Source organism: Pseudomonas sp. AC136, assembly GCF_979258585.1.
Genome location: NZ_OZ409865.1, coordinates 3,922,606 through 3,935,536, shown reverse-complemented (window position 1 = coordinate 3,935,536; position 12,931 = coordinate 3,922,606). Strand labels below are relative to the sequence as shown.

The window sequence follows — 12,931 nt, the reverse complement described above, 5'->3', positions numbered from 1 at the left end:
ATCGAACTCCTGTTTAATAAAAAACAGGGCGTGTTGGATCGAAAGGGATGTCTCAAACGGGCGCACGCACGCGTGGGCCCTGGCAGGCAATCCCGTTCTCTCTTTATCCGGACTATGACCGTCGGCCTCGGAATCACACCGAGTCTGCTGACCTTGCCGCTGCCGTTGTCGGCTGCCGCAAGCGCTCGCGGGCTAAGCGCATTGCGCGCCATTACCGCCGGTGGGGAATCGCACCCCGCCCTGAGAACGTTCAGCCATCTGCATGGCTGGGCTGCGTTTTTACCACAACTCGCCGTTTGATTGCATCTATGTAGGGGCATTCAGATGGCTGCGTAGCCGATCAGCTGGGTTTATCCGGCACGGCGATGATTCGCCAGTCGTCGCCCACGGCGCGCATCTCGATAATCTTCAACGGCGCGGCTTCGGCCATGCGTGCCAGCGGCATGTCCAGCAAGGGGCGAGCACTGGAGCCGAGGAATTTGGCGGCCACGAACAGCTGGAATTCATCCACCAGGCCCAAGCGCGCGAAGGCGCCCGCCAGGCGCGGACCTGCCTCCACCAACACTTCGTTAACGCCCTGGCCTGCCAGCTCGGCGAGCAGCTTGCGCAAGTCGACATGCCCATTGCTGCCGGGGATGGCCAGCAGCGTGTGGCCTTCTTCCAGGAAACGATCACGGGCAGACGCCGCCGCGCAGGTGGCCACCAACGCCGCGCCGGCCTGGTAGAACGGCGCGCTCAGCGGAACGCGCAAGCGGCCGTCGACCAGCACGCGCAGTGGCGGGCGGGTCATGGCCAGCGCGGTGAGTTCAGCGTTCAGGCCCAGCTCATCGGGGCGCACGGTGAGCCGCGCGCCGTCGGCCAACACCGTGTCAGCGCCGGTCAGCACCACGCTGGCTTGGGCGCGCAAGCGCTGCACGGCGGCACGCGCTGCCGGGCCGGTAATCCACTGGCTTTCGCCGCTAGCCATGGCCGTGCGCCCGTCCAGACTCATGGCCAACTTCACCCGCACGAACGGCAGGCCTTTTTCCATGCGTTTGATAAACCCGGCGTTCAAGGCGCGGGCTTCGGCTTCCATCACGCCGCTGTGCACGGTGATGCCGGCTTGCATCAAGCGCAGCAAGCCGCGACCGGACACCTCGGGATTGGGGTCTTGCATGGCCGCCACCACGCGGCCCACGCCGGCATTCACCAACGCATCGGCACACGGCGGCGTGCGGCCATGGTGGCTGCACGGTTCAAGGGTGACGTAGGCCGTGGCGCCCTGGGCTTTGGCGCCGGCCTGGCGCAAGGCGTGCACTTCGGCGTGGGGCTCACCGGCGCGGGCATGCCAGCCTTCGCCGACAATTTTGCCGTTGGCGACGATGACGCAGCCGACACGCGGATTGGGATGGGTGGAGTAGATGCCTTTGCGCGCCAGTTCCAGCGCGCGGGCCATGAATTGCGGGTCAGCCGCGGCCTGTTCGGAAGTCGGCATTCAGTCTTGCGCCGGTTCGCGGGAGAGGCGGTCGATTTCCTCGCGGAATTCGTTGAGATCCTGGAAGCGGCGGTAAACGGAAGCGAAGCGGATATAGGCGACTTCATCAAGCTTTTGCAGCTCGGTCATCACCAGCTCCCCCAGCACCCGCGACTTGATTTCGCGCTCACCCGTGGCGCGCATCTTGTGCTTGATGTGGGCGATGGCGGCTTCGAGTCGCTCGATGCTGACCGGGCGTTTTTCCAGCGCGCGTTGCATGCCGGCGCGTAACTTTTCTTCATCGAATGGTTGGCGGCTGCCGTCTTGCTTAATCAGGCGCGGCATCACCAGTTCGGCGGTTTCAAAGGTGGTGAAACGCTCTTCGCAGGCCAGGCATTCCCGGCGGCGGCGAACCTGTTCGCCCTCGGCGACCAATCGCGAATCGATAACCTTGGTGTCGTTGGCGCCGCAGAAGGGACAGTGCATAAAATAAATGGCAACAAAATGAAGGAGGGGCCATGGTAGCGCATCCCACTGGCAAGACAACCCGGCTACTTTGCGGTATACAAGCGCCCGCCTCACATTCGCGCCACGGCTGATGGAATTCTCTATGTTTCGCCCATTCGTTCTGCTTTGTGCCTTCTCGCTGCTCGCCGCCTGCGCCAGCGAAACCCCGACGCCCGTCGTTGCGCCCGTCGCCAGCAAACCCGCCGCAGCGCCGGCGCCGGAGCCTGCGCCGCTGCCCGCCAACCTGCGCGAGCTGACCGGCAATCTGGTGGACGTTCCCGCTGGCGCCAACGTTGAACTGGCGTTGCTGGTGATCGACGAACGCGACCGCCCGCAACAGCTTTTGGGCAATATCAGCGTGCAGGGCACCGGCCGCTTGCTGCCGTTCCACCTGCCGTTCAACCCCGACTCCTTCCCGGCCGATGCGCGCGTTGAACTGCATGGCCGCGTGACCCAGTCGGCGCAGTTGATCCTGCGCCTGAATCCGCTGCGCATTACCTCGCCCAGCACCCAACAAGTCGGCAATCTGCGTTTCGAAACCGCACCATGACGCCACCGCTTGACCTGCAAGCAGCGTTGAGCGAATTGCTTGGCGATGCGCAGTTGGTGGCCGAAACCTTGCCCGGCACCGACCTGCGTTTATGGCTGATTGACGCCAACAACATGGACCGCGCCTTCACCCCCGAAGAAACCCGGCGCATTCTCGAAGACCCGCCCTACTGGTGCTTTTGCTGGGCCAGCGGCCTGGTACTGGCGCGCTTTTTCGCCGACCACCCCGAGTGGGTCGCCGGTAAACGGGTGTTGGATTTCGGAGCCGGCTCGGGCGTTGCCGCCATCGCGGCGGCCAAGGCTGGCGCGGTGGAGGTGGTGGCGTGCGATCTCGATCCGGTGGCCCTGGCCGCGTGCCGTGCCAATGCTGAACTCAACGGCGTGTCGCTGACGTATTCGGAAGACTTCTTTGCCGAGCGGGACCGCTTCGATTTGATCATCGTCGCCGACGTGCTGTACGACCGCGCCAACCTGCCCTTGCTTGACCACTTTCTGAGTCGCGGCCGCGAAGCGTTGGTTGCCGACTCACGCGTGCGCGACTTCAATCACCCGCTGTACCGGCGCCTGGATATTCTCGAAGCCTGCACCTGGCCGGATCTGGCCGAGCCGGAAGAGTTTCGCTACGTCAGCCTTTACCACGCTGCCCGTTAGCGGCCGTGGCTGGCGAATTGCGGTACCAAGCTGTTCGCCCCGTACGCCGGCAGCCACAACCAACCGCTCACGCCGAGCATCAGTAGCACCAGCAGCGCCGCCAGAAACGGTGTGCTGTTGAGCGCGGCGCGGTAACGGGTTGGCACCACGGTGGGCATGTGCCGTTGTTGCAGCGTGAGCCAGATGGCGGGGGCGATACACAAGGTGGAAACCGTAGCGGTGAGCAAGCCCGCAACCAAGGCGCCGGCTTCGGTAGCAGAAAGCGGCCCCGCTCCCAGCGTGCCGGCGACCAATAGCGCCGCTAACGCGCCGTAGCGCCAACGCTGCAGCAGCTCGACAGCGCTGCAATTAGCCAGGCGCGACAACGACAGCGGGCTGTCTGGCTGGCGGCCGTCCAACGCCACTACGATCAGCGCGAACAGGCGTTGCTTGGCCCACCAGGAACCGCCGACCACGGCGAGCGCGACGGCAAACGCGGACGGGCCCGCATTCACTTCGAACAACGCAAAAAAACCCAGCAGCGCCAGCGCATCCAGCGCGAGCGCAAGCCCGACCGCCATGGCCAGCGCCGCAGAGGTTCGCGACGCCCGCCAGGCGGCGAGGCCCAACACCACCGCAAGCACGCCAGCGAGCCCGCCATCACCAATGGCGTAGTTGCGCCAAAACAGCCCGACGGCATCGGCGTAAAGCGCGCCTGCCACGACGACACACGCCGCCAGTAGCACCGCTGCCTTTCCCAGGCCAACAAAATTGAAAACGCGAGGTGTCGTGGCAATCATGCCGGAAGGTCCAAAACAGGGCGCCTGGATGCCGGAGAAACCGAGCGTCTGCGCAGATGACGCGCAGTCTAAGAACACGAATGTGAAGAACGTGTTAAAGCGCCATCAAGGCGTGCGGCGTATCGACATCGCGCAGGATGCCGGCATCGTCCACGGCAACCCGACGCAACGCTTGAGCATTGGCCTGCACCACGACTTTCGCACCGTTGTCGCCCGTTAGCTGCAAGAGCTGTGACCAGAAGGTGCGACCGAAAATAACCGGGTGGCCGGGCTCCCCGTTAAACGTCGGCACGATGATCCGTTGCGGATCGGCCTGCGCCAGCAGGTGACGGAACGTGCCGGGCTGAATCCATGGCATGTCGCCCAGCAGAATGGCGACGGCATCGGCATCGCTGGTTTGCATCAAGGCCGCGACGCCGTCGGCCAGGCTGTGGCCCATGCCGCTGGCCGCCGATGCGCTGAATACGGTCCTGATAGCCGTCGGCAGTTGAAACCGCGACACGTCGTCATCACCGCGCAGCACCAGCCACAGCTCGCTCAGGTGCTCAGCAGCGGCATCAACGCTGGCGGCTAATAGCGGCTGCCCGGAGGGCAACACGGCCTGGCGCTTGTCGGCGCCGAAGCGTTTCGACTGGCCGGCGGCGAGCATCAGCCCGACAACGTTCGACGGTTTCATGCAAGGGACACCACGATTGGGACGCGCCGAGCATATCGCAGCGCGCGTTGGTTGGCCGCTGGCGGCGAGCTTTAGATCGAACGGATCCGCCCCACACCGCTCATAACTTCGAGAGCACTTTCAAGGGCGCGAGCATGCAATCGCTGGACATTCAGGTATGCCGCCAGGCGCGCGCGTGGTTAGCCCAAGGGCGCGGCGTGTGGTTATGCACGGTGCTAAATACCTTTGGCTCGGCGCCACGTGGGCCCGGCGCGATGTTGGTCGCGCTGAGTTCCGGCGAGCTCAAAGGCTCGCTTTCCGGCGGCTGCGTAGAGGAAGACTTTCTCGCGCGATTGTGCGCGGGCGGCTTCGATGCAGTGAACCAAGTGGTGCGCTATGGCGACGGCGGCCTGGCGCCGACACGCGCCCTGCCCTGCGGCGGCGTGCTGGATATTCTGCTCGAACACCTGCCCGCCGATGCCCAGGCCGATGAGCACCTGGCGGCGCTGGAAGGCGCGTTGGAGGGCGGCGAACTGCTCACCCGAGTGGTCACGCTGGGCGGCCAGCAGCGCTATTTGGCCTCGGGCAACATGGGCCAGCCACGGGTGCAACAACTCGGGGTTCAGGTGCATATCCGAGTGGGTGCGGTGCAGCGTTTGCTGCTGGCGGGTTGGTCGCCGGTGGCGGAGTACTGCGCCAGTTTTGCCCTGGCGTTGGGCTTTGAAGTAGTGCTGTGCGAGCCGCGTGCCGAGGTGTTGGAAGGTGTGTCGCTGCCAGGCGTTGAAGTGGTGGAGATGCTGCCCGCGCTGTACATCGCCAACGGCGGCTGCCACCGCGCGACGGCGGTGGTGGCCCTCACGCACGACCCGCGTCTGGACGACCTTACGCTCATGGAAGCGGTGCGCACCGAGGCGTTTTATATCGGCGCCATGGGCTCACAGCGCACCAGTGGCAAGCGGCGCGAGCGGCTGGCGCGCGTGGGCGGCCTGACCGACCCGGCGCTGCAACGGGTGCATGCGCCTATTGGTCTGCACCTGGGCAGCAAGACGCCTGCGGAAATCGCCCTGGCTGTCATGGCCGACATTCTGCGCGTAGCCAACGGCGTGACGGCCGCTCAACTGGCCGCCAGCCTGACGCCGCGCGAGCTTGGGCGTGAGGCGGTGAACGCCTGACGCGCTGACTGCTACGAATCGACCTGACCGCCCCTGGTTTTCAGCGAGGGGCGTCCCCACCTATAGTTGACGCCCGGTGCTGGAAGCGATTCCGGCATTACCCATTTTCGCGTTTCGAGACTAAGCATGAGCCAGGACACGCCCTATATTTTCGACGTCAGCACGGCCAACTTCGACCAGCTGGTGATCCAGAATTCGTTCCACAAGCCGGTGTTGGTGGACTTCTGGGCCGAGTGGTGCGCGCCGTGCAAAGCCTTGATGCCAATGCTGGCGCAGATTGCCGAGGGCTATCGCGGCGAGCTGCTGCTGGCCAAGGTGAACTGCGACCTGGAGCCCGACGTGGTCGCCCGCTTCGGCATTCGCAGCCTGCCGACGGTGGTGCTGTTCAAGAATGGTCAGCCGGTTGATGGCTTTCAGGGTGCGCAGCCGGAATCGGCGATTCGCGCCATTCTCCAGCCCCACGTGGCCGAGCCGGCGCCGCTGGCCGCTGACCCGTTTGAAACAGCACAAGCGCTGTTCGCCGAAGGGCGCATTGGCGATGCGGAAAATCTGCTGCGCGAAATTCTTGCCGCTGACAGCGAAAAGCCAGCCGCGCTGATTCTGTATGCCCGCTGCCTGGCGGAGCGCGGTGAGTTGGACGAAGCGCAAAGCGTGCTGGATGCGGTGAAGGGCGACAGCCACAAGCAAGACCTCGCCAGCGCTCGTGCGCAGCTGACGTTCTTGCGCCAAGCCGCCGACCTGCCAGACGCCGCCGCGCTAAAAGCGCGCTTGGCACAGAACGCCGAAGATGATGAGGCGATCTATCAACTGGCGATTCAGCAACTGGCGCGCCAGCAATACGAGCCGGCGCTCGACGCGCTGATGAAGCTGTTCGTGCGTAATCGCAACTATGGCGATGGCGTGCCGCACAAGACGTTGTTGCAGGTGTTCGACTTGCTCGGCAACGACAATCCGTTGGTCACGCTGTTCCGCCGCAAGCTGTATCAAGCGCTGTATTAACCGTCGCGCCTTAGCCCACCCAGCGATACACCGGCGCGTCTGCGCCGGCTTCCACCGCTACCAGCGCCGAATGCCGCAAGCGCACCAGCAAACGCTTGGCGGCGCTGGCATTGCCGGTTAACGCCTGCAACTCGCCCAGCAACGTGGGTCCATCGATACTGCCGGCACTGCGCACCAGCTCCTGCACCACTAACCATTGTTTGTCGTCTGGCGAGTGGGCCGCCGCCGTCGCGGCGGGTTTGGCTTGCTCGGCCACGGGTTGAGCGGGCAAATGGGCCGCGAGTTGCGCCCAGTCTTGCGGATCCAGCTCCAGGGTCAGATCGACCGGCCAAGCGCCGATTGTTCCTTTGATACGCACCATTCCAAGCCCTCCGACAAAAGTGCGGCCATGCTCCCACGGGTGAAGTCGTTCTCCAAGCAGGCTAGGCAAGCGGCAATTTGAGTTATAACATAACATCTCAATTCAGCCGTTTTGCCGGAGTTTCCCTTCATGCGCCGTTTGCTGCTCGCTCTGCCGTTTGCCCTGTTGCCGCTGGCTATCGCTCAAGCCGCTGACAGTCATGATGACCATGTTGAAGAGCACGCCAGCCTCGGCACCCACGAACACGGTGTCGGCCGTTTGAACGCGGCGCTGGATGGCAACACGCTGGAGTTGGAGCTGGAAAACCCGTCGATGAACCTCGTGGGGTTCGAGCACGTTGCCAAAGTGGCAGTGGACCAAGCCACCGTCGCCGCCGCGCGGGCGGATCTGGAAAAACCCCTGAGCCTGTTCGGCCTGCCGGCTGCGGCAAAGTGCAGCGTGACCTCCGTGAAGCTGCACAGCCCGCTATTCGGCGACAAGCCAGACGCCGATGACGAAGACCACGACCACGACCACGACCACGACCACGACCACGACCACGACGAGCATGCCGCCGGTGATGGCGAGGAACATGAGCACGAACATCACCACAGCGAGATCCACGCCAGCTATCAACTGAACTGCGCCGCCCCGCAAGCCCTGACCAGCCTCGACCTTGCGCCGCTGTTCAAACGCTTCCCCTCGCTGCATCAGGTTCAAGCACAATTGATCGGCCCGAACGGCCAGCAAGGCGCGGAACTCAGCGAAAAAAGCCCACGCCTGAACTTCTGATTCGGCCGCGCTCTAACAGCCAGCGCTAGCCGCCCGCTCCCATGCAAATGGGGACGGGCGGCTTCGATTTCGCCCCACGTCCCTTAAAGATGCCCGCCCATGACAGCGCCTCTTCTGCTCCTTCGTGACCTCGGTTTCGCCTGGCCTGGCCAAGCAGAATTACTCGATATTCCTGCCTTTCACCTCGCACCCGGTGAAACCTTGTTTCTCAAAGGCCCGAGCGGCAGCGGCAAAACCACGCTGCTGGGTTTGCTCGGCGGTGTGCAGAAACCCAGTCGCGGCAGCATCACATTATTGGGGCAGGAGCTGACCGAACTGTCGGCCGGCGCCCGCGATCATTTCCGCGTCGACCACACCGGCTACATCTTTCAGCAATTCAACCTGCTGCCGTTTCTCTCGGTGCGTGAAAACGTCGAATTGCCGTGCCATTTTTCCAAGCAGCGTACCCAGCGTGCCAAGCAGCGCCACGGCAGCGTGCACCAGGCCGCCTGCGCGCTGTTGGCACATTTGGGGTTGAAGGACGACTTGCTTGAACGCCGCGCCGATTCGCTGTCCATCGGCCAACAACAGCGAGTGGCGGCGGCGCGTGCGTTGATCGGCCAGCCCGAACTGGTGATCGCCGACGAACCCACCTCCGCACTGGATGCCGATGCCCGCGAGGCGTTCTTGCAGTTGCTGTTCGCCGAATGCCGCGCAGCCGGTTCCAGCCTGCTTTTTGTTAGCCACGATCAAAGCCTGGCGCCGTTGTTTGACCGCCACTTGTCCCTGGCTGAACTCAATCGCGCGGCCTCGCCCGCTGCGGAGGTTTGAGATGTATTTGTTCCGCCTCGCCATGGCCAGCCTGGCCAACCGCCGCTTTACCGCCCTGCTCACCGTATTCGCCATCGCCCTGTCGGTGTGCTTGCTGCTGGCCGTTGAGCGCGTGCGCACCGAAGCGCGCGCCAGTTTCGCCAGCACCATCAGCGGCACCGACCTGGTCGTGGGCGCGCGCTCCGGCTCGATCAACTTGCTGCTGTATTCGGTGTTTCGCATCGGCAACGCCACCAACAATATTCGCTGGGACAGCTTCGAACACTTCGCCAACAGCAAACAGGTGAAGTGGGCCATCCCCATGTCGCTCGGCGACTCGCACCGTGGCTACCGCGTGATGGGGACCACCGGCGCGTACTTTGAGCATTACCACTATGGCCGCGGCCAGGCGCTGCAGCTGGCCAGCGGCCGTGCGTTCGACACCGACCCGTTCGAAGTGGTGCTCGGCGCCGAAGTAGCCGAGGCGCTGAAGTACAAACTGGGCGAAAAAATCGTGCTGGCCCATGGCGTGGCCAGCATCAGCCTGGTCAAACACGACGACAAACCGTTCACCGTCGTCGGCATTTTGCAGCGCACCGGCACGCCGGTAGACCGTACCTTGCACATCAGCCTCGGCGGTATGGAAGCGCTGCACATCGACTGGAAAAACGGCGTGCCGGCGCGCGGTGCGGGACGCATCAGCGCCGACCAGGCGCGCAACATGGACCTCACACCGCAAGCGATTACGGCGTTTATGCTCGGCCTGAACAACAAAATCGCCACGTTCAGCGTGCAGCGTGAAATCAATGAATTTCGCGGCGAGCCACTGCTGGCGATCCTGCCGGGCGTGGCGCTCCAAGAGTTGTGGAGCTTGATGGGCACGGCTGAAAAAGCGTTATTTGTGGTGTCGCTGTTCGTGGTGATTACCGGCCTGATCGGCATGCTCACGGCCATTCTCACGAGCCTGAACGAGCGTCGCCGCGAGATGGCAATTCTCCGCTCAGTGGGCGCGCGGCCTTGGCATATCGCCAGTTTGCTGGTGCTCGAAGCCTTCGCTCTGGCATGCTCCGGCGTCGTGCTCGGCACGCTGTTGCTGTACGTTGGCATCGGCGCTGCGCAAGGCTACGTGCAGGCCAACTACGGCATCTTTCTGCCACTGGCCCTGCCGAGTGCTTATGAATGGACGCTGCTGGGTGGCATTCTCGGCGCCGCGCTGCTGATGGGCGCGATTCCAGCCTGGCGTGCGTACCGACAATCGCTGGCAGATGGCCTGTCCATCCGCGTGTAGATCAACCGTTGTAACCGTTTAAGGATTCCGACCATGTTGCGCCCGTTCTTCACCGCCCTGCTGCTGGCGCCGCTGCTCACGCTCAGCGCCTGGGCCGCCGATGTGCGCGAACTCACTTGGTCGGAAATGGTGCCGCCCGACGCCCCGGTTGCCACCCAGCCGGCCGCGCCCATGCACGATTTGTCTCAGCTCGCCGATGCACTGGCCGCCGAGCAGGCACCGGCGGCCAAACAGCAATCGCCCGCCGCGCCGGTGGTGCCAGCGCTGGATGGCCAGCAGGTGAAATTGCCGGGCTATATCGTGCCCCTGGAAGTCAGCGAAGAAGGCCGCGTGACCGAGTTTCTGCTGGTGCCCTATTTCGGCGCCTGCATCCATGTGCCGCCACCGCCTTCCAACCAGATCGTGCACGTGACCAGCGAGCTGGGCGTGCTGATGGACGCGCTGTATCAGCCGTTCTGGGTCGAAGGCCCCTTGCAAGTGAAGAACAGCACCAGCGAGCTGGCCGACGCGGGCTACCAGATGGACGCGAGCAAAATCTATCCGTATGAAACACCCGATAGCTGAGTAGGCCTCGTCTCAAAACGCACCCGACAAGGCGTGCATCAATTCATTGTCCCAAATCAAGATAGCCAGCTACGCATCCTTTGATACTGACGCCATTCAAACGTTAGTCACGAAGGAGTACTCCCCATGTCCAAGGCCCTGTTCGCCGCCTCTTTGCTGGCGGTCGCGCTGATCTCCCCGGTAGCTCATGCCTACGAGGCCGGCGACATCATTCTGCGCGCTGGCGCCATTACCGTTGACCCGCACGAAAACAGCGGCCGTATCGATCACTCAGTGCTCGGCAAGGTCGACGGCAGCAAGGCCACCCTCGATAGCAACACGCAGCTGGGCCTGAACTTCGCCTACATGGTTACCCCTCAGCTCGGCATCGAATTGCTCGCAGCTACCCCCTTCAGCCACGACGTCGGAGTTAAAGGCATGCCCGGCGCCTTCGCAGGCCTGAACGGCAAACTCGGCAGCCTGAAACATCTGCCGCCCACCTTGAGCCTTGTGTACTACCCGATGGAGAGCAAGTCTGCGTTCCAGCCTTACGTTGGCGCCGGCATCAACTACACCTGGTTTTTCGACGACAAACTCAGCAGCGAAGCCGAAAGCAAAGGCTTCAGTGGTCTGGACATGAAAGATTCGTGGGGCCTGGCAGGCCAAGTCGGTATGGACTACATGCTGACCGACAAAATCATGCTCAACGCCCAAGTGCGCTACATCGACATCGACACCACCGGCACCACCCACCTGGCCGGCGACAAAGTGAAGGTTGATGTAGACGTCGATCCATGGGTTTACATGGTGGGTCTCGGCTACAAGTTCTGACCACCGCAACACGAAAAAAGGCGCCTCGACAGGCGCCTTTTTCATGTCCGTCATTTAGCGGCGGGCAAAAAAAAGCGGCACCGCCAAGGCGATGCCGCTGCTCTTACGGGGAAGAGAATCACGGAGTTGCTACATCCTGCCCACGCGCTGAATTGCGCGAGCAGGGGTTAGATCACTTCTCGATGATTGCAGTCACACCCTGCCCGCCAGCGGCACAAATTGAAATCAAGCCGCGCCCGCTTTCAGCCACCGAAAGCAGCTTCGCCAGGTTAGCGACGATGCGCCCGCCAGTGGCCGCGAACGGATGCCCTGCCGCCAACGAGCTGCCCTTCACATTCATTTTGCTGCGATCAATCGAGCCCAACGGCGCGTCCAGGCCGAGGCGGGTTTTGCAGTAGTCGGCGTCTTCCCAGGCTTTGAGCGTGCACAGCACTTGAGCGGCGAACGCTTCGTGAATTTCGTAGTAATCGAAGTCCTGCAAGGTCAGGCCGTTGCGTTTGAGTAGGCGTGGCACGGCGTACACCGGCGCCATCAGCAGCCCTTCTTTGCCGTCGACGAAATCCACCGCCGCCGCTTCGCCATCACGGAAGTAGGCAAGAATCGGCAACCCTCGCGCCTTGGCCCACTCCTCGCTGGCCAGCAGCACCACCGAGGCGCCGTCGGTGAGCGGCGTCGAGTTGGCGGCGGTCAGGGTGCCGCGCGGGCCTTTCTCGAATACCGGTTTCAGGGTCGAGAGTTTTTCCAGACTGATGTCGGCGCGCAGGTTCTGGTCGCGGGTCAGGCCCAGGTACGGCGTAAGCAAATCGTCTTGCCAGCCTTCGGCGTACGCGGCAGCCAGCTTCTGGTGACTGGCGACGGCGAGCTGGTCTTGTTCGTCGCGTGGAATCGACCAGGTTTGCGCCATCAGTTCGCAATGTTCGCCCATCGACAGCCCAGTGCGCGGCTCACCATTGCGTGGAATATGCGGCGCCAGGTGATGCGGGCGAATCTGCAGCAGCGCTTTGACTTTGTCTCCCGTGCTCTTGGCGCGGTTGGCTTGTAGCAGAATTTTGCGCAGGCCTTCGTTCACGCCAATCGGCGCATCGGAGGTGGTGTCCACGCCACCGGCAATGGCGCTGTCGATTTGTCCCAGGGCGATTTTGTTGGCCACCAGAATCGCCGCTTCCAGTCCGGTGCCGCAGGCTTGCTGAATGTCATAGGCCGGGGTTTCAGGCGCCAGGCGCGAGCCCAGCACGCACTCGCGGGTCAGGTTGAAGTCGCGCGAATGCTTGAGCACCGCGCCAGCCACCACCTCACCGATGATCTCGCCGTGCAGTTTGTAACGCTCGATCAAACCTTCCAGGGCAGCGGTGAGCATTTCCTGGTTACTGGTGGTGGCGTACACGGTGTTGGAACGGGCGAAGGGAATACGGTTGCCGCCGACAATGGCGACCCGGCGCAGCTGGGTCATGTGAGACTCCTTGAGAAAAACCTGGTCACAAGCTACGCCAAGACTAGCTTGCCCGGACGTTGTCGCATTGGCCGCCTTGCCAGTGCCGCAAGCGGCGCGGTCAATTGCGCGCGCTGTCGGTCTGCGTAGAGTG

The 12,931-nt window shown here is 63.2% G+C and carries 15 protein-coding genes and 1 riboswitch; of the genes, 9 read left to right on the top strand and 6 right to left on the bottom strand.

The window, feature by feature from the left end; all coding sequences use genetic code 11:
* Positions 1 to 90: 90 nt before the first annotated feature.
* A riboswitch (FMN riboswitch) is annotated at positions 91 to 252 on the bottom strand.
* A gap of 88 nt (positions 253 to 340) precedes the next feature.
* On the bottom strand, positions 341 to 1,474 hold the full coding sequence (ribD, locus tag ACZZZU_RS17595) for a bifunctional diaminohydroxyphosphoribosylaminopyrimidine deaminase/5-amino-6-(5-phosphoribosylamino)uracil reductase RibD (protein WP_463551330.1): 1,134 nt from the start codon (positions 1,472 to 1,474) through the stop codon (positions 341 to 343).
* Positions 1,475 to 1,939, bottom strand: coding sequence for a transcriptional regulator NrdR (nrdR, locus tag ACZZZU_RS17590; protein ID WP_162998791.1), 465 nt, complete (start codon positions 1,937 to 1,939; stop codon positions 1,475 to 1,477).
* 124 nt (positions 1,940 to 2,063) lie between these two features.
* Here nrdR and ACZZZU_RS17585 point away from each other — a divergent pair, with 124 nt between their 5' ends.
* Complete coding sequence (locus ACZZZU_RS17585) at positions 2,064 to 2,510, top strand: YbaY family lipoprotein (protein ID WP_463381621.1); 447 nt, start codon at positions 2,064 to 2,066, stop codon at positions 2,508 to 2,510.
* Positions 2,507 to 3,160 (top strand): class I SAM-dependent methyltransferase, encoded by a 654-nt coding sequence (locus ACZZZU_RS17580; protein ID WP_463551329.1) that lies wholly within the window; start codon positions 2,507 to 2,509, stop codon positions 3,158 to 3,160. The genes ACZZZU_RS17585 and ACZZZU_RS17580 overlap by 4 nt, the downstream gene beginning before the upstream one ends.
* Here ACZZZU_RS17580 and ACZZZU_RS17575 read toward each other — a convergent pair.
* Both ACZZZU_RS17575 and ACZZZU_RS17570 read right to left on the bottom strand, forming a co-directional pair.
* Positions 3,157 to 3,939 carry a hypothetical protein gene (locus ACZZZU_RS17575; protein WP_463381619.1) on the bottom strand — a complete coding sequence of 261 codons (783 nt, stop codon included), beginning with the start codon at positions 3,937 to 3,939 and terminating at the stop codon, positions 3,157 to 3,159. The two genes, ACZZZU_RS17580 and ACZZZU_RS17575, sit on opposite strands and share 4 nt — an antisense overlap.
* Before the next feature lie 94 nt (positions 3,940 to 4,033).
* Complete coding sequence (locus tag ACZZZU_RS17570) at positions 4,034 to 4,615, bottom strand: nucleotidyltransferase family protein (protein WP_463381618.1); 582 nt, start codon at positions 4,613 to 4,615, stop codon at positions 4,034 to 4,036.
* A gap of 134 nt (positions 4,616 to 4,749) precedes the next feature.
* Between ACZZZU_RS17570 and ACZZZU_RS17565 the strand changes: the two genes are divergently transcribed.
* Both ACZZZU_RS17565 and trxA read left to right on the top strand, forming a co-directional pair.
* Complete coding sequence (locus tag ACZZZU_RS17565) at positions 4,750 to 5,766, top strand: XdhC family protein (RefSeq protein WP_463551328.1); 1,017 nt, start codon at positions 4,750 to 4,752, stop codon at positions 5,764 to 5,766.
* A gap of 126 nt (positions 5,767 to 5,892) precedes the next feature.
* Complete coding sequence (gene trxA, locus ACZZZU_RS17560; protein WP_463551327.1) at positions 5,893 to 6,765, top strand: thioredoxin; 873 nt, start codon at positions 5,893 to 5,895, stop codon at positions 6,763 to 6,765.
* Between the two features lie 10 nt (positions 6,766 to 6,775).
* On the opposite strand, the gene ACZZZU_RS17555 is transcribed toward trxA, so the two are convergent.
* Positions 6,776 to 7,126 (bottom strand): hypothetical protein, encoded by a 351-nt coding sequence (locus ACZZZU_RS17555; RefSeq protein WP_463551326.1) that lies wholly within the window; start codon positions 7,124 to 7,126, stop codon positions 6,776 to 6,778.
* A gap of 129 nt (positions 7,127 to 7,255) precedes the next feature.
* Here ACZZZU_RS17555 and ACZZZU_RS17550 point away from each other — a divergent pair, with 129 nt between their 5' ends.
* The 5 genes from ACZZZU_RS17550 to ACZZZU_RS17530 all read left to right on the top strand — a co-directional run bounded on the left by ACZZZU_RS17550 (position 7,256) and on the right by ACZZZU_RS17530 (position 11,348).
* Positions 7,256 to 7,897, top strand: a complete 642-nt coding sequence (locus ACZZZU_RS17550) for a DUF2796 domain-containing protein (protein ID WP_463551325.1) — start codon at positions 7,256 to 7,258, stop codon at positions 7,895 to 7,897.
* Between the two features lie 99 nt (positions 7,898 to 7,996).
* Positions 7,997 to 8,707 carry an ABC transporter ATP-binding protein gene (locus ACZZZU_RS17545; protein ID WP_463551324.1) on the top strand — a complete coding sequence of 237 codons (711 nt, stop codon included), beginning with the start codon at positions 7,997 to 7,999 and terminating at the stop codon, positions 8,705 to 8,707.
* 1 nt (position 8,708) lies between these two features.
* Entirely contained in the window at positions 8,709 to 9,974 is a 1,266-nt protein-coding gene (locus ACZZZU_RS17540) for an ABC transporter permease (protein ID WP_463551323.1), read from the top strand.
* 33 nt (positions 9,975 to 10,007) lie between these two features.
* Positions 10,008 to 10,538, top strand: a complete 531-nt coding sequence (locus tag ACZZZU_RS17535) for a DUF3299 domain-containing protein (RefSeq protein WP_463381611.1) — start codon at positions 10,008 to 10,010, stop codon at positions 10,536 to 10,538.
* A 126-nt stretch (positions 10,539 to 10,664) separates the two neighbouring features.
* Complete coding sequence (locus ACZZZU_RS17530) at positions 10,665 to 11,348, top strand: OmpW/AlkL family protein (RefSeq protein WP_463551322.1); 684 nt, start codon at positions 10,665 to 10,667, stop codon at positions 11,346 to 11,348.
* Between the two features lie 172 nt (positions 11,349 to 11,520).
* Here ACZZZU_RS17530 and ACZZZU_RS17525 read toward each other — a convergent pair whose 3' ends face one another.
* A complete protein-coding gene (locus tag ACZZZU_RS17525; RefSeq protein WP_463551321.1) occupies positions 11,521 to 12,798 on the bottom strand; it encodes an acetyl-CoA C-acetyltransferase in 1,278 nt (425 codons plus the stop codon).
* Positions 12,799 to 12,931: the final 133 nt, after the last annotated feature.